Source organism: Bradyrhizobium sp. LM2.9 (assembly GCF_054056555.1).
Genome location: NZ_JBSRYJ010000002.1, coordinates 894,138 through 911,500 on the forward strand (window position 1 = coordinate 894,138; position 17,363 = coordinate 911,500).

Genomic DNA, 17,363 nt, shown 5'->3' on the forward strand with positions numbered 1-17,363 from the left:
CGCAAGGCCGTGAAATCGATAGGGTTTGGGGGCTAATTCGCTGGCGCAGGCGGCGGGCCGCGCCATTCCAGCGCAAGGTCGTCCTGGGACAGGGTGTCGCGCGGCGCTTCGATCGTAGCAGTGTCGCCTTCGCCGGCCAGCGCGATCGAGCCGGTGCGGTCGGGCGCCTTCTTGTCGGGCTTCTCGAGCTGCTCTTTCTTGTCGTTGATGATCTGGTAGATCTTGCGCGCGCCGTCCTGTGCGCGCTGGCCGATGATGGTCGCGGCCTGTCCGCCGACCTCGCAGGCCGCGGGCTGGCGCTTGCAGAACTGGGTCATGTCGGAGACGGCCGCGGTCGCAGCCTGCACCGCGTCGGCGGCGCCGATCTGCGGCAGCTTGTCCGATTCGGGCGTCTTGTCCCGCGGCAGGAGCACCAGCACCAGCCCGAGCCAGAATGTGATGCGAAGCAGAAAGCGCATCTTGCGACCTGTATGTTAGATCCCGCCGCGGCATCTCCGCGGATGTCGGACCTAGCAACTCTCGATAAATCGCAAGTGATTGCCTTCCGCTTAATTCGCAGAAAATTTACGCAAAAATCTTCGAAATCGAGGGTCTCGTAAATTTTCGATTGACGCCTACGCCCGTGATTCTGCCGGCACGCCCATCCACCATTTCGAAACCATGCGGATCACGGTGAAACCCTGCGTTCACCATTCTTGCCGATGACGTCGTCAAATCGTCTAAAAAGCCCCGCGATGACACGGTGTCCGGCGGCACGCCGCATCGCCTTAGTGTTCGTTTAAGGTCGCTCTGACACGGTGACCTCACGATAAGGAGAGGCGTTCCGGCACGTCTTCTCGACGAGTAAAGCCGAAGCGCGAGATCCGTGACAGTTTTGAGTATCATCCGCGATTGTCTCGATGCGCTGCTGCATCCCTCCGCGCGTTACGACGCGCTGACGCGAGCACGCCATCGTGCCTTCATGGCGCCGCGTCTGCTCGGCAGCCTGGCCGCCTTTGCCGCATTCCCGGTCTATCTCGCCATGCGCGGCGCGCCGAGCGCGATCGAGGTCGCCGCCTTCGCCTGGCTGATCGCGCCGATCCTGTTGTCCTGGTTCCTGTCGCGCACCGGGCGCTACGAAGGCGCGCATGTGCTGTCGTCGCTGGCGCTCGCGGGCCTGATCATGGCGGTTGCGGTTACGACCGGCGGCATCGAATCATTCGCCGCGATCTGGCTGGTCGTGGTTCCCCTCGAAGCTGCGTTGTCGGCCTCGCGCCGTGTCGCGGCCTTTGCCTCGCTGCTTGCGCTGTCCTGCGCCGGCATCCTCATCCTTGTCAGCCAGCTCGGCTGGCTGCCGATTGGCGACACCAGCGCCGCGGAGCGCGGCGTGCTGATGGCGTTCGGCGTCGCCTCGGCGACCCTCTATGCCGCAGGCCTCGCCTTCGGGGCGGAATCGCTCGCGCGCACCAGCTTTGCGCTGCTGTCGCGTGAGGAAGAGCGTTACCGCCTGCTGGCGCGGAACATGAGCGACGTCATCTCGCGGCATCGGCGCAACGGCGCGGTGCAGTTCATCTCGCCGGCGGTGGAAGCCATGCTCGGTGTGCCCGTCGCTCAACTGCTCGGCCACGGCCTGTTCGACCGGGTCCATGTCGCCGATCGTCCGGCGTATCTGACGGCGCTGTCCGATGCCGCGCGCGGCGACGTACGCAGTGTCGAGTTCCGGTTGCGCCGGGAGCCTGTCGGCTCGGAGCGTGGCCAAATTGATTTCATCTGGGTCGAGTTGCGCTGTCGCCCGCTCGATCAGGATGCGGGCCGTGATGCCACGCGCGAGGCCGATGTCGTCGCCGTGATGCGCGATGTCACCGACCGCAAGCTTTCCGAGCAGGCACTCGATCGGGCGCGCAGCGCCGCCGAGGATGCCGACGCCGCCAAGACGCGCTTCCTCGCCACCATGAGCCACGAACTGCGCACGCCGCTCAACGCAATCATCGGCTTCTCCGAAATGATCGCGCAGGAGCAGACCTTGATGCTGGGCGCGGCCCAGCGCAGGGAATACGCCCAGCTCATCAACGATTCCGGCCAGCATCTGCTCTCGGTCGTCAACGGCATCCTGGACATGTCCAAGATGGAATCGGGCAATTTCGAGATTGCGTCCGAGCCGTTCGCGCCGCGTGCATCGCTGATGCATTGCTGCAATCTGCTGGCGCTGAAGGCGCGGGAGAACGGCGTCGATCTTGTCACCGATGCGCCGCAGGACCTGCCTTTCATGACCGGCGATCCGCGCGCCTTCAAGCAGATCGTGCTCAACCTCGTCGCCAACGCCATCAAGTTCACCGAGCGCGGCGGTCAGGTCACCGTAACAGCCGCGGTGTCGGGCTCGCAGCTTGCGCTAGGCATCAGCGACACCGGAATCGGCATCGCGCCTGACGATCTCAAGCGCGTCGGCGCGCCGTTCTTCCAGGCCGGCAAGACTTATCAGCGCCGTCACGAAGGAACCGGCCTCGGACTTTCGATCGTGAAGAGCCTCGTGGCGTTGCATCTCGGCGAATTGACGGTACAAAGCAGGCTTGGCGAGGGCACCGCCGTCACCGTCAAGCTGCCGCTCGTCTACACGCCGCCACAGACCAAGATTTCCGATGGAAAGACTTCTGATCAAAAGACGTCTGAGGCGAGCGAGAGCAAGATCGCGACGCTGACGCCGGTGCCGCGTCAGGAATCTCACGACCAAGTTCAGGACCAACCCGCTCTGGTGAAGAAAAGTGCCTAAGAAGTCTGCCAAGGACGAAGCCGCTCCGCGCCGACGTGGCGCCAAGGCCGCGGTGATCGACGTCGAAACCGAGCGCAATCTCGTGGTGCGCGTGCTGCTGCACAGCCCGAAGGATACGCTGGCCGGTCTCGTCGCCGTTGCCGCCATCAGCGCGATCGTTGCCAATGCGCTGTTCCTCCAGACCGGCCGGCATCCGGCGCCGATGTTCGGCACCGTGATCAATCTTCCTGCGCCGTCATCCCTGCCGTTGTCGAACCCCTTGCCGCGTCCGCGTCCCGTCGGCGCCGATACCTCGCCGCTCGAGCCGAGAGCGACGGAGTTTCGTGCCGAGCCCAGACCTGCGGAGAAGGCGCCGGAGAAGCCGGTTGAGGCGACCTCATCGACGCCGGGCTCGGGCGATCCCATGACCAATCTGGTCAAGCAAACGGCGTCGGTGCCGCCGTCCGTCGCCATCGCGCGTCCGCCGGCGCCGATTCCGGTGCAGCAGAGCCCGGCTGGGCGGCGTATCGCCGGTGTGCAGCGCGCGCTGTCCGAATACGGCTACGGGAATTTGAAGGTCACGGGCGCGATGGGCGGCGAGACCCAGTCCGCGATCCAGAAATTTCGAGCGCGAGCACAAGATGCAGGTCACCGGTCAGGTGTCCGACCGCCTGCTGCGCGAGCTCGGCGCCGCGATCGGTCACCCCGTCGAATAAGCATCAGGCTTCGCAGGGTCCGAAGCCCGAAGGCTGGTGCTCATTGCAGCCCTGGCCTATCGTGCGCCCATGCGATTAAAATCAAACATCTGGGTCTCAGCCTATCTGCGCCGGTGCCAGACCGAGGGCGTGTTCGGCGCGGTGCGCCGTCGCGGCGCGGAGGAGGCGGGTGCGGTGTTCGTGAAGGTCTCGCTGCTCGACGGTAATGCGATGCTCTACGTGCCGGCGCCGCAGACCTCTTATGACGACGGCCGGCCGGTCGATCGCTTCTTCGTGCCGGTTGCGCCGCAGCCCTTGCCTGAGCACACCATCGAGGAACGGCTGACCAAGGAAATCCGCTTCGATCAGGACGTCTGGATCGTCGAGACCGAAGACCGCGCCGGGCGGCATTTCCTCGAGCTGGCGAAGGGCCTAACGATCCGACCCGTCGGTGCCCGTCCGCACCGCAGGCGCGGAGCCGGGCTGCACGCCCGGGCGCGTCTGGCTTGCGCCCGCACGCGCGCGCTGACGATCGCTGTCATGCAGCGACGGCTGGTACTTCGCGCGGGTGACGGCGAGCGTCGAGCCGCGCCAGGCGGCCAGCAACACCAGCGCCGAGCGATCGCTGAGGCGATCGTAGAGCCGCGACAGCCGGTACACGTCGGTCACGGAGTTGCCGATCTCCGGCTTGAAGAACAGCAAGATGCGCTGGAACACAGGACTCGGCATGTCGAGCGCGCGCGCCGCGACAGCGAGCGCTTCGCCGCTTGCATCGTCGACGATCTGGGCGGCGACGCGCGAGGGCAGGATCAGGCTGTCGCCGAGCTCGAAGGTGAAATTCTCGACATCGCCCGCGATCGCCGCCATCTCCAGGATCTGGATGGCGCGCTTGGCACGCACGGTCGGAATCCGCGGCGCGGCCTTCAGCGGGGTCTGCGCCAGATTGTGCAGGATCAGCGCGCGCTCGGAGGCGCCGGCGCGGAAGAACATGTCGTGGATCTCGGCCGCGTCCTTTGGCTGCATCGCCATGTTCGAGGCCATGCGCTGCTCGGCCTCGGTTGGCGTGCGAACCGGGGAGGGGGCAGGCGGAGCTACCGGGATTTCGCGCGCAAGCGGAACCCTGCGGCCCTCCTGCGCGGCCGACAGTCCGAGCTTCTGCACGATCGGGGCGGGCGTCGAGGGATAGATCGCAAGCCGCGCCTTGACGGCCGCGCGCGTCGCGTCGTCGACCTGGTCGATCAACCGCATGGCAAGCTCGACGAACTGGCGCTGCTCGTCGTCGCTGTGGGTGCTCGACTGAACATAGAGGTCGGTCAGCACGCGCAGCAGCGTCGGACGAACATCGACGCCTTCGCGACGGGAGAGGGACATCAGCCCGTCGAATCCTGGAAACAGCGACTTGGTCATGGAGAGATACGCGACCTGGAAAAGATACTGGCAGCCAGCCTATCGCGGGCTCCTTTAAAGGCTCGTTAAGGAAAACGAGGCGTGAAGCCCAACGCGCGTTTTGAAGCGTTCCGTGCCGCAAGGGGACGGTAGGTCCGGCCCGTGCGGTTACGGTCCGGCCGGCACGTTTACACCCCGTTAACCATGAACTGATCTTAATGAATGCATGTTGCATGAGCGCGCCGGGTCGCGCGGCAATTGATAGAGAGCTGATCATGGGGACCATTATCGAATTTCCGGCCGGTCGCCGGGTGGGCGCGTCGGGTGACGTGGTTCCGCGCGCGGACATGGGAACGATTTTGATTCTCCCCGTGATCCGCATCGAGCGCGAGAGCGACGAGCCCAGCGGCGATCACGGGCCGGAGCAGGGCACAGCGCCGGGGCGCCGTCGTCGTCGCCGCTAACATCCGGCCTTTTGCAATGCCGGAAAACCTCCGCCAGATCCGGCCCGTCGTAACGGCCATCCTGCTCGTATCGCTGGGCGCTGCGCTCGCCGCCTGTAGTGGCGGTGATTTCGGCCGGACCCGCGCCGACATGCGCAGCGACGACATGCATCGCTGGCTGGGCGCTGAAGTCACCTCCAGCATCGGCCTGAAGCCGTCGCAATTCCAGCTCACCGACGAAGAGCGCCAGCTTCGCGACCTCGCCTATCCCCTGATCGAGCCGCCACTGTCGCGGCCCGCCTGGAAGAGCGTGTTCGGCGACTACAAAGCGCTGCCCTCGCCCTGGCGGCAAAAGATCGTGTTCGACCGCACCATGTATGGACGCACGCTGATCGACGAGCCGCACCGTTCGCATTCCTCTCGCTATGCGCAGCTGATCGAGGACGTGCGCAATGACATCACTCGCTTCGAGCCGTTCTTCGGCTCTGCGATCCGCGTCATCGACCTCGACAAGAAGCGCAACGCCAGCATGGCGCGCGTCTCCAGCCTCTCGCCGAAGGAGAAGGAGGACGCGGTCGAGCGCATGCAGGAGAATTCGCTGATCATCCAGTGGGTGCAGCAATGCCTCGAGCAGCGTGTCTCGTCGTATCGCTGGAGTCTGGAGCGGCTGGTGATCCAGGCGCCCGACGGCATGGCCGCCGATGCCGATCGGCTGATCGGCGAACTCGCCGCCCAGACCGCCAACCCGCCGGTCGCGGCCCAGCCGCCGCCGTACGGCCGCGCGGTCGTCTCGAAGGGCTAGAATTTCTCGCGAACCTACTTGGCCTCGACCACCTCGCCATCCTCTTTCACGAACCGGCCGACGGGATTGTCCAGGAGATCGATGACGGCTTCCGAGGGCCGGCACAAGCGTGTGCCCCTGGGCGTCACCACGATCGGGCGGTTGATCAGGATGGGGTGCGCGAGCATCTGGTCGATCAGCTCGTCGTCCGTCCATTTCGGGTCGTCGAGGCCGAGATCGCGATAGGGCGTGCCTTTCTCCCGCAGCAGCGCGCGAGCGGAGATGCTCAGGGCCTTGACCAGCTCGACCAGCTTTGCGCGGGATGGCGGCGTCTTCAGATATTCGATGACGACGGGCTCGGCGCCGCTCTGCCGGATCATCACCAGCGTGTTGCGCGAGGTGCCGCAGGCGGGGTTGTGATAGATCGTGACGCTCATGATCGGGCCTCCACGACAGTTGCGGGCTCGCGCACGTCGGCACAGCGAATAGATAGTGTCGTCATTGCCGAACCTCAACCGCAGTGGCCGCCTTGCCAGCGCCTGCCTCGTACCAGCCTCTGGTCGCCTTCACGATGCGGACGACGGATAGCATCACCGGTACTTCGACAAGAACGCCGACCACAGTTGCAAGCGCTGCGCCGGAGTCCAGACCGAACAAGCTGATCGCGGCAGCGACTGCCAACTCGAAGAAGTTGCTCGCGCCGATCAGCGCTGCTGGAGCGGCGACGCACCAGGCCACGCCAAACCGCCGGCTGAGCCAATACGCCAGGCCCGCATTGAAATAAACCTGGACGAGGATCGGCACCGCGAGGATCGCGATCACGCCCGGCTGCCTGACGATCTGCTCTCCCTGAAAGCCGAATAGGAGAACCAACGTCGCCAGAAGCGCAACGAGCGAAAGAGGTTGCAGCGTCCGCAGGCTGCGGGCGAATGCAGCTCCCCCCTTTTGCAGCAACACCCTTCGCCACACTTGCGCGACGATCACGGCGACCACGATGTATAGCAAGACCGACAGGAGCAACGTACCCCAGGGGACGCTGATGGAGGCCACCCCGAGCAGCAGTCCCACGAGCGGTGCGAACAGGAAAACCATGATCACGTCGTTGAGCGCGACTTGGCTCAAAGTGTAGTGAGGCTCCCCTTCGCACAGGTTGGACCATACGAACACCATGGCGGTGCAAGGCGCGGCGGCCAGCAGGATCAGGCCCGCGATGTAGGACGAGATCTGGCCCGCCGGCAGCATCGGTGCGAACACATGGCCGATGAACAACGAGCCCAGCAGTGCCATCGAGAATGGCTTTACGGCCCAGTTGATGAAAAGGGGTAACGCCCACGCCGCGCCAATGCTCACGGACTTGGCCCAATGAGCCGAAATCAATCTTCAGCAACATCGGCACGATCATGAGCCAGATGAGCGCCGCAACCGGCAGGTTGACCTTGGCAACCTCAGCGGTCGCGACCGCAGCAAAGAAGCCTGGCAAGACATGTCCCAGCGCTACGCCCGCCACGATGCAAAGCGCAACCCAGAGAGTAAGGTATCGTTCGAAGAGTCCCATGGGCTACGCCACATCGCGCAGCGCCAGCGGATGCACCGCGGCTTTCGGCCTGCTGCCGGCGGAGAACGCCCGAAACCGGCCGGCACCGTCCTTGCGGAGGATCGACTCGGCGAAGCTCGAGCGCGCCGAATTGCCGGTGCACAGGAACAGCACATTGAACATCTGGTCAGGCACGGCTTCGCTCCTTTCGTTTTGGCGAGCAGCAGGCCTGAAGGCTATCGACGACCGGCTCGCAAACTTCCGGCCGCCCGCCGCAGCAATCCCGCAGCAGGAAGACCGCAACGTCCCGGAATTCGGCGAGGTTGGCGCGGTAGACGATCGAGCGGCTGTGTCGCTCGGAGGTGACAAGGCGCGCGCGTGTCAGGATCGACAGATGGGCCGACAGCGTGTTCGGCGGGACGTCCAGCAGGCGGGCGAGATCGCCGGCCGAAAGGCCGTCGGGCTCGTGCCTTACGAGCGTCCGGAAGGCCTCCAGACGGGTCGACTGCGAGAGGGCTGCGAGCGCAAGAACGGCTTCTTCTGCTTCCATATATCCAGATTTATGGAAATATTGGGGGGAAAGTCAATCCGGAAATCCGTGCCGCTCCACACAGATTGATCGAAGTGGTATTTCGAACATTCTAGAAATACCGTTGACAGCAACTGGCGATCGGCGCATGATGGCGCCCATGAAGATTGACGACGCAGCAGCACGCCTGGAAGCCTTGGGCAACCGGACACGGCTTCAGATTTACCGGGCCCTGGTCCGGGCTGGACGATCGGGCATGCCCGTTGGTCGCTTGCAGGACAAGCTGAAGATCCCCGCATCGACGCTGTCCCATCACATCAAGTCTCTGGTCGCAGTCGGGCTCATCAGTCAGGTTCGGGAATCCACGACCCTGGTCTGTCATGCAAACTACGACGGCATGCGTGGCTTGGTGGACTTCCTGGTGTCCGAATGCTGTGCCGACGAAACCGAATGCAAGAATGCCAAAACGGCGGCGTGATTTTTTGGTCTCAGTTATTCGATGCTTCTAGAATGATGGGAGAAGTGAAATGAGCGGTGGAAAAACGGTTGCTGTCATCGGGGCAGGGCCCGTCGGCCTGGCTGCGGCCGCGCACGTGCTCGAACGCGGCATGTCGCCCGTCGTATTGGAGGCCGGGCCCGAAGCCGCGCACGCGGTGCGTCAATGGCAGCATGTCCAGCTCTTCTCGCCGTGGGAGTACAATATCGACAAGGCCGCGGCGCGCCTGCTCGCACCGACAGGATGGAATTCGCCGGACCCAAGCGCCTATCCGACCGGTGGCGAACTGCTTGATCGATATTTGATGCCGCTTGCGACGCGAACGCCACTGCGCGAGGTGATCCGGACATCCAGTCGCGTCTCGGCCATCAGCCGCGTCGGTTTCGACAAGGCGAAGACCAGGGGAAGAGAGCAGGCGCCCTTCGAAATCCGCTATCAGAACGGCGGAGGTCCGGAAGTGCTGCGCGCGGATGCCGTGATCGATACATCAGGCACATGGTTCTCGCCCAATCCGGGGGGCCGCAACGGCTTGCCGGCGATCGGCGAGCGTGAATGCGCCAGCCACATCGCCTACGGCATGCCGGATCTGCGGGGAGCCGATCGCGCCAGATATGCCGGGAAGACCGTCGCCGTGCTCGGCGCCGGCCATTCCGCGGTAGGCACGCTGATCGATCTCGCGCAACTCGCCGACGAGGTGCCGGGGACGCAAGCTATCTGGCTGTTGCGCGGCGCCGATCCCGCCAAGGCTTTTGGCGGCGGCCGGAATGACAAGCTTGCTGCACGCGGACAGCTCGGCAGCGCCTTCGCTGCGCTTGTTGCCTCCGGGAAGATCAAGGTCGAATCCGAATTCGGCGTCACGCATCTCTCGGAATCCGAAGGTTGCCTCGAGATCGCGGCCGGCGCCGGCGCGCGACGTGTGATCGTGGACGAGCTGATCGTCTCGACGGGCTTTCGTCCCGATTTTTCGTTCCTGTCCGAATTGCGCCTGCGGCTCGATCCCGCCATCGAGGCGCCGGTCGCCCTGGCGCCGCTTATCGATCCCAACGAGCACAGCTGCGGCACGGTGCGCCCGCACGGCGCGCGCGAGCTCTCGCACGATGAGCCGGGCTTCTACATGGCGGGCATGAAGTCGTATGGCCGCGCGCCGACCTTTCTCATGATGACAGGGTATGAGCAGGTCCGCTCGATTGCGGCCGATCTCGCCGGCGACAAGGAAGCCGCCGCAAGGGTGGAGCTCGTGCTGCCGGAGACCGGCGTCTGCACGCGCGGCGGCGTCGAGTCCACTGAAGCGGCATCAGGATGCTGCGGTGGGCCGGCGAAGCAGGAACCAACGGCCTGTTGCGCGGCCGATGAATCGGCGAAGAAGGCCGGCGCTTCGGGGTGCGGTTGTTCATGAATTTGGTTCTTGCAGGTGAAGCGGGAGATTCTCCCACCGTGGTTCGTGCGCCGTTTCGGCTTGGGGGCGGGAGGACAGCATTCGTAACTTGAGCGGTCGGTCGCTGATCGCGGTGATGTGCATCGGCCAGGTCGGCAATCTGCTGCCGCATGTGACGCTATCCGCGAACCTTGCGCAGCATTTGATGCCGGCTTGGGGGCTTTCCGCCGCCGAAGGCGGGCTGATGGCAAGCGGTTATGCGTTCGGCTACATGCTCGCGGTGCCCGTGTTGACGACGTTGACCGACCGGATCGATGCGCGACTCGTCCTGCTCTGCGGCTCGATCCTCAGCGGGCTGGCGACCTTGGCGTTCGGAATCTTCGCGCAAGGGTTTTGGTCCGCGACTGCGATCTGGTCCCTTGCTGGACTTGGATTTGCGGGCGCCTACATGCCGGGCCTGAAGGCGCTGACGGACCGGCTTCCCGCCGGCGACACTTCACGGGCCGTCACTCTGTACACGTCGAGCTTTTCAGTTGGTGTCGGCCTCTCGTTCCTGGTGGCGCAGATCATCGCTGACGAATGGGGGTGGCGGACCGCCTTCCTCGTGACTGGCTTCGGTCCCATTGCGATGGTTGTCGCGTGCCTTCTGATGCAGGAGCAGCGCCCCGCGCCGAAGACGGGACGTCTTTTGAACTTCGCGCCCGTCTTCGCCAATCGCGAGGCGCTCGGATACATATTCGGTTACGGCGCCCATTGCTTCGAGCTCTACGGCATTCGCACCTGGCTGGTCGGGTTCTGGACCTTCGTCATCTCACATCAAGGCGCGCCTTCCTGGTTGAGCCCCGTTGTGCTGAGCTTCTGCTTCGCGGTGATCTCGATGCCCGCCAGCATCCTCGGCAATGAGGCTGCGCTGAAGTTCGGGCGTCATCGGGCAATCACGATTGTGATGATTGCATCGGCTTGTGTTGGGCTGGTCATCGGGCTGAACGCGACCGCCCCGGCATGGCTGCTCGCGCTGCTGCTGATGATCTATGGCCTGACGGTGCCGGCCGATTCCGGCGCGTTGACCGCCGGCATGTCGGCCGCTGCAGTGTCCGATCATCGCGGCGCGACCCTGGCCTTGCACTCCACCGTTGGCTTTGGGCTGTCAGCTGTCGGCGCCTGGGGTACCGGCGCCGCGCTCGACGCAGCCGGCGGCCCGCAGAGCGCCAACGGCTGGCTGCTGGCGTTCATTGTCCTCTCGGCCGGGATCGCGGTGGGTCCACTGGCGCTGCTCTGGGCGCGGGCGCGACCGTCCCCGAGCCGCAGCGCGAGATGACGCTGCTCGCCCCGGCGTTTTTATTTGGCCGAACCAGCCCTTTGCGTCCGCGAGAGCCGATGTTTTGCCGTCCGCGCGATCGCCGCCGGGGCCTCCTTGGGGATCGCAAAGCATGAGCTCGCGTTGATCTCGCACAGGACGTAGGTGTCGGCACCGGCCGCATCTTTCGTACCGTACAGGAAGTCCGCGTCCCAGATGACCGGGAGCGAGCCGTCGTCGATGTCCAGCGTCTTCATCATTCCCGGGGTCCACTCCTCCTCCATCATCCTTCGCAGCACCTGGAATTGCGGCGCATCGGGGCCGTGCATCATTCGCGGGCCCGGCTGGGCCTCGGGCGAGTCCGCACCTTCCGGCGGCGGCGCGATCAAGGCCTTGATCAGTTGGTGCCCGAAGCCTGCGACCTTCGACCCGCTCATGTAGCAGCGGATCATTCCATCGGGCAGGCGAGGCTGAAACGCCTGGTCGATGATACAGCCGCCCCAGCCGAAATACGGCTCGCATCGGGCGAGGAAGGCGTCGAGCGGCACGTCCTCGGGCTGGCTGCCGCGCTGCGCATGGAGCACCCGAACCATGGCGTCCGCGTTCGAGAGAGCCTCGACCTTCCAGATGCCCTGGCCGCCGTTGCCGCGATTTTGCTTCAGCACGCGCGGGCCGTGCGCAAGCAGGCGCGACGGGAATTCGGCGCGGAAGGATGCCGCGGTGTCATAGCGATGCGTGTCGGCGCCCCAGCCGAGATGACGCGTGCGGAAGAGCACGTCCTTGACGCCCATCTTCAGGATGACGTCCGGATGCGCGCTCACCCACGATCCCCGCGCCGCAACATCACGGAGCAGGGGATCAAGCTCAGCACGCGTCTTGCCCTGGTGGATCGGATCGACCCAGACGAGAACGCCGCTGGTCGCGAGCAATTGATCGCGCACCTCCCCGGCAAAGCTTTCGTCGTAGATCACCGGCCGGGCTTCGATGCCGACTGCGGCAAGTGCTTCGAAGACCCGGACGAAACGGCTGTTTTGCGCCGTCGCATCCCGCCGCGCGACAGCGTCTCCGCGTGAGAGGATGGCGACGGTGTGTTGGTGAGAAGGGTGTCGTTCGGTATCCATGCGCAAGCTCCACGAATGGCGTGCTGCGCAGAGCTTGGACCGAGGCCTCACGGGGAGTCTGCTTCGTCCCCTCGTGAGCGACATTAATAAGGCCATCCGCAAGTTTCAAGACGGTGGTCGGCGCGGTTCCGCTCGGACAGTGAACTCTTCGTGACGCCCGAACACATGACGGTTGACAGCTTCGCGCTCGAGGCTTTCTATTTGCGGGACGGGGAAGTGCGATCTCCTCGCGAGGCGACATGCCCAAGAATCGCGTCCTGATCAGCAAGGGCGCAGCATGTCATCATACATCCGGATTTCATCCCACAGATTGTCTCGACCTGTCGGTACGTTGGCCGCGCCGACGCTCGTCGACATGCGCGTCAATGCCGGCGTCCTGCCGCGCCCCTTGGGCGCCAGATAGGGACAAGCTCGTGAACGGACTTCACCTGGGGCAGGGACACAACCAGGAGAATGAACATGCGAAGGTGCACAATTTTTCACACGGTCCTGCTGTTGGCGCTCGCGGGCGGGCTGTCGCCGGTCCACGCCCTGACCCAGGAGGAGCTGATCGCCAAGATCCAGGCGGCAGGCTACTCGCAGGTGAGCGACGTCAAGTCGACGGCCGAAGGCATCACCGCAAAGGCGGCGAGGAACGGTAAGGCTGTGACGCTCGTCGTCGACAGCAGCGGCCAAATCAAAGAGCGAAACTGAAGGCGAGGAGTAGCACGATGAAAAGAATCATCTGGGCCATGGTCGGCATTGGCATCTGCCTTCTTGCATTTGGTTTCGGCCCCTTCATCCGGGCATACGCCCAAGATGCCGAATGGCAGAAGGTGGACGAGACCCTGGGCCGCAAGCCTGCCGTCTCGGACGACGTCCGCCGTTACGGCTTTCCCCGCAGCGATCTTTCCGTGACGTTGGACGGCGTCACGATCAAGCCGGCGTTGGCGCTGGGCGGCTGGGTCGCATTCAAGCCTGCGCATGGCGGCGCAATGGTCATGGGCGACCTTGTGCTGCTTGAGACCGAGATCAATCCAGTGATGGCGAAGATGATCGCGAGCGGCCTCGAAATCACCGCCGTGCACAATCATCTGCTGCGTGCGAGCCCGGCAACGTTCTACATGCACGTCGCCGGCCATGGCGATCCCGTCAAGCTGGCCTCCGCGATCCGCGATGCGCTCGCCGAAAGCAAGACCCCGCTGACGGTCGCGGCGCCGGCGAACCCGCCACCCGCCGTCGACCTCGACACGGCGAAGCTCGACCGGATCATCGGGGTGAACGGGAAAGCGAATGGCGGCGTCTACCAGTTCAACGTGAAGCGGCGCGACCCGATAACGGAAGACGGCATGTTGTTGACCCCCGTCGCCGCGATGGGCGTCGCAATCGGTATCAATTTCCAGCCGACTGGCGAAGGCAAGGCGGCCATCACCGGCGACTTCGTGCTGACCAGCGACGAGGTAAACCCGGTCATCCTGGCGCTTCGGACGCACGGCATCGAGGTGACGGCACTGCACAGCCACATGCTGGATGAGCAGCCGCGGCTCTTCTTCATGCATTTCTGGGCGAACGACGATGCCGTCAAGCTTGCTGAAGGTCTCCGTGCGGCGCTCGACAAGACGGCGAGCACGAAGAGCTGAGGCATGGGAAGGCTTGCACTGGCATTTATGCTGGCTTTGTTAGGGGGAGGGAACGCGGTGGCCGAGACCCTGAATTTCGACAATGCTGCTGCCGGAACTTCGCCCGACGGGTGGACCTTGACGATGACCGGCAAAGGAGAGCCGAAATGGACCGTCGAGGCCGAGTCCACGGCGCCAAGCAAGCCGAACGTTCTCAAGCAATCCGGACGGGCGACGTTTCCCCTCGCCATCAAGCGCGATACCAACATCCGCGACGGCTTCGTTGAGGTGAAATTCAAGGCCGTCGCCGGGTCCGAGGATCGCGCCGCCGGAGTCATCTGGCGGGCGAAGGATGCCGATAATTATTATGTGGTCCGCGCCAACGCGCTGGAGGACAATGTCGTGCTGTACAAGACGATCAATGGCGTTCGAAGGTCACTTGAGATCGTGGGTCGCAGAGGCGGGTATGGCGTCAGCGCGCCGGTGTCGTCCGGGCAATGGCACGTGCTGCGCTGCGACTTCGCGGGAAGTCGGTTCAAGGTGACCTATGACGGACAGCCGTTGTTCGAGGTAGAGGACGCCACGATTGCGCATGCGGGCATGATCGGCCTGTGGACCAAGGCGGATAGCGTGACCCTGTTCGATGATCTGACATATGGTGAGATCAAATAGGCGTTTGGTCACCTACGCCGGAGATTGCCAAGAATGTTCGATGCCTGTCGGTTGCGACGGCCCTGCTGATTGCGTCGATCTGCCCACTACGGGCGGAAGAAGGTTTGGTCGCGTTCAAATCACTCGATCCGGAACTGGCGCTCGATCTTGCGCACGGTCCACCAAACTCGCGCAGGGCTTGGCGCATCTCGGCAATATTGAGATCGGTCTTGATGTCCACCCAGTCGAAACCGGCCTTTTTGAACATGCCACCGACCAGGGTCGCGTCGTTCACCGGGTTGCCGAGTCTAGGCACGCTCTTGTAGGCGGAGTTGCCGATCACCAGTGCAACGCGCCGCTCAGCATGCGCTGAACCACAAGCCAGCAAGATAACAACAAACAACGAAAACAGCCGAAAGATGCCCATCGCAGCCGCGAATAGCATGTCCGCAGCGTAGGGGGAGCCTGCCAAAAGGCAAGCTTCGGTATTGTGACAATGATCACATTCAGTGGGCCATGATCGGAAGTGGCGCCTCCATAGTCACGCGATCATTGTCGGTGAGCAAGGTCGGGGGAATCGTGAGCTGAGCGCTGGTGCCCGCCGCTGGCTCGCTGAGTCACAAGCACGTCGGTCATCCCCGCACAGCATAACAAGTGAACCGGTTGCAATCCTGGTATATGCCGCGACACTCGAAGGATGGTATTTGCTTCAAGGACAGGCAGTCGCGATATCGCGCACGACAGATGTTTAGACATTGCTGTTTAGCGGTGTGTGCCGCCGCGAAGGTGAAAGAGGCGAGATCGGCGTCGCGCGCGTAGAGCGTTCCCGAACCTAATGAGAGAAGCAATGCAAGCAGTACGAAGGCGACGGCAAACGGTCGATTGCTAGAGGTCATGGCTCTGGGTCCTTTCTGGGTTGAAAAACACGGCCAAGGTTGGAGTGTCGCGCATCGGACAGAAATGGCAGGCCAGCGGGAGCGGGACAGGTTCGTTTTCGCATCGTCCCTGGCTGCTGACGCAATCCCCACGACACGGCCGGCGCGCGGTTCACAGGCCCATCACCATTCGGGAGGCCGGATCGTCGGCCCGATATCTTGAGGACCAGGCAGACCTGGCGCCAGCGGTTGTTGCTCGTTTGCCGGCGGGAGCAAATTTCCCCAGTCCGTCCGTGCACGCATCCGTTCAAGGGTTGCGGCGGTGACGAAGTTGCCACCTTCCCGTATCTGCCATCCGCCACCGAGCGCCCGAAACACCGCAGTCAGGCCAAGCGGAACGTTGGCCGAAGCGCCGGCCAGGCTGTTCTGTGCCTGAAAGAGATTCTGTTCCGCCGTCAGTACGGTGGTAAATGATGTCCCGCCCTGCTCGTATTGCTCAAGTGCGATTTTGAGGGCTCCCTTTGCCGCTTCAACGCTGCGACGCAGATACGCGGCCTGGTTTCGCGATTGTAGATATGTCGCAAGACCGTTGTCCACCTCCTGCTGGGCGCTCAACGCGGTGTTCTGATAGTCGATCAGCAATTGCTGCAGCTTGGCATCCTGCAAACGGATGTTGTTGGTGATTTGCCCGTAGTTCAGAAGATTCCATTGAAACGATGGGCCCGCAGCATACGCCACGCCCTTCCAACTGACGACCTGGCCTAGATTATGGCCATTGGCGGTGCTCGCCGAGCCGCCGAACGTGCCCGTAATACTGATTGCCGGATAGAGTTGCGTCGTGGCGATTCCAATCTGCGCGCTCTGTGCCAAGGCGGCAAGCTCTGCTGCTCGGACGTCCGGTCTCCGGCGCAACAGATCCGCGGGTATACCGACAACGACGGAGGCGGGCGGCAACGGTATCCGGCCGATCGAGCGTGAAAGCATCATGCCGAGCGACTGCGGCGGAACGCCGAGCAGGACGCAAAGCGCGTTTTGTCCCTGCTGCAATTGTATCGTCAATTGGGGTATTGCCGCACGGGTCTGCTCGAGGACATTTGTCGCCTGGAAAACATCAAGCTCCGAAGTTCCGCCGCCCGAGAACTTCGCCTTTGCGATACTAAGCGCCTGTTCCTGCCTGCGGACATTGGCCCGTGCAATCCCGATCAACTGCTCTATTGTGCGTATACCGATATAAGTTGCGGTAACATCGGCTAGAAGCGACACCAGAACGCCGTCATAAGTCGCAATCGACGCCAGGTACACGGCATCGGCGGATTCGACTCCACGGCGAAACTTGCCCCAGAAGTCCAACTCCCAGGCCGCCTGTGCGGCCAGGCCATCGGTCCAGAAGTACTGTGGCGTCGCATTTGGACCGGCCAGCGGCGTCGCGGCACTGGTCCGATTGTAAATGACCGATCCCACTCCCTGTTGGACCTGCGGATAGGTTATGCCGATGGCTATTCCCAGCACGGCACGTGCTTGCAGCACCTTGGTCCCCGCGCTCTCCAGCGTCAGATTTTGGTTATACGCAATTTTTATTAGCTGATTGAGCGTCGGATCGCGAAAGCCTTCCCACCAGGATTCATACTCGAGCGGGCCGGATTTAACCGCGCGATTGCCTGCGCCACGAAATTTTTCGGCAAGCGGAGCGACAGGCGCTGTAAAATCCGGCCCAATCGTACATGCTACGGTTGGCAGGAGAAGCGCAGCCACAAGCAACCCATGAATTGACCAGCCAGCAATAGCGCCGGCATCGTGCGGCCGCCCAAACGTTGCCTGATACTGAGGCTCCAAGATTTTCTCTCCCTACGCGTCGGC

General features: G+C 63.5%; 15 protein-coding genes and 5 pseudogenes. 11 read left to right on the top strand and 9 right to left on the bottom strand.

What is annotated here, in order from left to right; translation table 11 throughout:
- Positions 1 to 32 precede the first annotated feature (32 nt).
- Positions 33 to 458 carry a DUF5330 domain-containing protein gene (locus ACVWW3_RS05675; RefSeq protein ID WP_456650659.1) on the bottom strand — a complete coding sequence of 142 codons (426 nt, stop codon included), beginning with the start codon at positions 456 to 458 and terminating at the stop codon, positions 33 to 35.
- A gap of 407 nt (positions 459 to 865) precedes the next feature.
- Between ACVWW3_RS05675 and ACVWW3_RS05680 the strand changes: the two genes are divergently transcribed.
- The 3 genes and pseudogenes from ACVWW3_RS05680 to ACVWW3_RS05690 form a co-directional block, all read left to right on the top strand.
- The gene (locus ACVWW3_RS05680; protein WP_456650658.1) at positions 866 to 2,746 is read left to right on the top strand and encodes a PAS domain-containing sensor histidine kinase; all 1,881 of its coding nucleotides are present in this window, start codon (positions 866 to 868) and stop codon (positions 2,744 to 2,746) included.
- Positions 2,739 to 3,441 (top strand): annotated as a pseudogene (locus tag ACVWW3_RS05685) (peptidoglycan-binding domain-containing protein). The gene ACVWW3_RS05680 and the pseudogene ACVWW3_RS05685 overlap by 8 nt, the downstream one beginning before the upstream one ends.
- A gap of 69 nt (positions 3,442 to 3,510) precedes the next feature.
- Positions 3,511 to 3,849 (top strand): annotated as a pseudogene (locus ACVWW3_RS05690) (DUF1491 family protein); the annotation flags it as partial.
- A 3-nt stretch (positions 3,850 to 3,852) separates the two neighbouring features.
- On the opposite strand, the gene ACVWW3_RS05695 reads toward ACVWW3_RS05690, so the two are convergent.
- Positions 3,853 to 4,827 (bottom strand): DUF2336 domain-containing protein, encoded by a 975-nt coding sequence (locus ACVWW3_RS05695; RefSeq protein ID WP_456650655.1) that lies wholly within the window; start codon positions 4,825 to 4,827, stop codon positions 3,853 to 3,855.
- A gap of 254 nt (positions 4,828 to 5,081) precedes the next feature.
- On the opposite strand from ACVWW3_RS05695, the gene ACVWW3_RS05700 reads away from it, so the two are divergent.
- Together ACVWW3_RS05700 and ACVWW3_RS05705 are read left to right on the top strand one after the other, a co-directional pair.
- Complete coding sequence (locus ACVWW3_RS05700) at positions 5,082 to 5,270, top strand: hypothetical protein (protein WP_354107178.1); 189 nt, start codon at positions 5,082 to 5,084, stop codon at positions 5,268 to 5,270.
- A gap of 16 nt (positions 5,271 to 5,286) precedes the next feature.
- Positions 5,287 to 6,051 (top strand): hypothetical protein, encoded by a 765-nt coding sequence (locus ACVWW3_RS05705; protein ID WP_456650654.1) that lies wholly within the window; start codon positions 5,287 to 5,289, stop codon positions 6,049 to 6,051.
- Between the two features lie 14 nt (positions 6,052 to 6,065).
- On the opposite strand, the gene arsC is transcribed toward ACVWW3_RS05705, so the two are convergent.
- The 4 genes and pseudogenes from arsC to ACVWW3_RS05725 all read right to left on the bottom strand — a co-directional run bounded on the left by arsC (position 6,066) and on the right by ACVWW3_RS05725 (position 8,114).
- Complete coding sequence (gene arsC / locus ACVWW3_RS05710) at positions 6,066 to 6,467, bottom strand: arsenate reductase (glutaredoxin) (protein WP_456650653.1); 402 nt, start codon at positions 6,465 to 6,467, stop codon at positions 6,066 to 6,068.
- 61 nt (positions 6,468 to 6,528) lie between these two features.
- A pseudogene (gene arsB / locus ACVWW3_RS05715) lies at positions 6,529 to 7,585 on the bottom strand (ACR3 family arsenite efflux transporter).
- A 15-nt stretch (positions 7,586 to 7,600) separates the two neighbouring features.
- A pseudogene (locus tag ACVWW3_RS05720) lies at positions 7,601 to 7,759 on the bottom strand (arsenate reductase/protein-tyrosine-phosphatase family protein); the annotation flags it as partial.
- Positions 7,752 to 8,114: an ArsR/SmtB family transcription factor gene (locus tag ACVWW3_RS05725; protein ID WP_456650651.1), complete on the bottom strand. Its 363-nt coding sequence runs from the start codon at positions 8,112 to 8,114 to the stop codon at positions 7,752 to 7,754. The gene ACVWW3_RS05725 and the pseudogene ACVWW3_RS05720, both read right to left, overlap by 8 nt.
- A gap of 139 nt (positions 8,115 to 8,253) precedes the next feature.
- Between ACVWW3_RS05725 and ACVWW3_RS05730 the strand changes: the two genes are divergently transcribed.
- From ACVWW3_RS05730 to ACVWW3_RS05740, 3 genes are all read left to right on the top strand, one after another.
- On the top strand, positions 8,254 to 8,571 hold the full coding sequence (locus ACVWW3_RS05730; RefSeq protein WP_247350255.1) for an ArsR/SmtB family transcription factor: 318 nt from the start codon (positions 8,254 to 8,256) through the stop codon (positions 8,569 to 8,571).
- A 49-nt stretch (positions 8,572 to 8,620) separates the two neighbouring features.
- Positions 8,621 to 9,985: an NAD(P)-binding domain-containing protein gene (locus ACVWW3_RS05735; RefSeq protein ID WP_456650650.1), complete on the top strand. Its 1,365-nt coding sequence runs from the start codon at positions 8,621 to 8,623 to the stop codon at positions 9,983 to 9,985.
- 115 nt (positions 9,986 to 10,100) lie between these two features.
- A complete protein-coding gene (locus tag ACVWW3_RS05740) occupies positions 10,101 to 11,282 on the top strand; it encodes an MFS transporter (protein WP_456672400.1) in 1,182 nt (393 codons plus the stop codon).
- 20 nt (positions 11,283 to 11,302) lie between these two features.
- Here the strand turns inward: ACVWW3_RS05740 and ACVWW3_RS05745 are convergent, their stop codons facing one another.
- The gene (locus ACVWW3_RS05745) at positions 11,303 to 12,382 is read right to left on the bottom strand and encodes a Cj0069 family protein (RefSeq protein ID WP_456650649.1); all 1,080 of its coding nucleotides are present in this window, start codon (positions 12,380 to 12,382) and stop codon (positions 11,303 to 11,305) included.
- A 459-nt stretch (positions 12,383 to 12,841) separates the two neighbouring features.
- Here ACVWW3_RS05745 and ACVWW3_RS05750 point away from each other — a divergent pair, with 459 nt between their 5' ends.
- Genes ACVWW3_RS05750 through ACVWW3_RS05760 form a run of 3 tightly spaced genes read left to right on the top strand, consistent with a single transcriptional unit; the run spans position 12,842 to position 14,652 of the window.
- Positions 12,842 to 13,075 carry a hypothetical protein gene (locus tag ACVWW3_RS05750; RefSeq protein WP_247349925.1) on the top strand — a complete coding sequence of 78 codons (234 nt, stop codon included), beginning with the start codon at positions 12,842 to 12,844 and terminating at the stop codon, positions 13,073 to 13,075.
- A gap of 17 nt (positions 13,076 to 13,092) precedes the next feature.
- Positions 13,093 to 14,001 (top strand): DUF1259 domain-containing protein, encoded by a 909-nt coding sequence (locus ACVWW3_RS05755; RefSeq protein ID WP_456650648.1) that lies wholly within the window; start codon positions 13,093 to 13,095, stop codon positions 13,999 to 14,001.
- A gap of 57 nt (positions 14,002 to 14,058) precedes the next feature.
- Entirely contained in the window at positions 14,059 to 14,652 is a 594-nt protein-coding gene (locus ACVWW3_RS05760; RefSeq protein ID WP_456650647.1) for a hypothetical protein, read from the top strand.
- 157 nt (positions 14,653 to 14,809) lie between these two features.
- Here the strand turns inward: ACVWW3_RS05760 and ACVWW3_RS05765 are convergent.
- Both ACVWW3_RS05765 and ACVWW3_RS05770 read right to left on the bottom strand, forming a co-directional pair.
- Positions 14,810 to 15,058: pseudogene (locus ACVWW3_RS05765) on the bottom strand (caspase family protein); the annotation flags it as partial.
- Between the two features lie 631 nt (positions 15,059 to 15,689).
- On the bottom strand, positions 15,690 to 17,339 hold the full coding sequence (locus ACVWW3_RS05770; RefSeq protein WP_456650646.1) for an efflux transporter outer membrane subunit: 1,650 nt from the start codon (positions 17,337 to 17,339) through the stop codon (positions 15,690 to 15,692).
- Positions 17,340 to 17,363 lie beyond the last annotated feature (24 nt).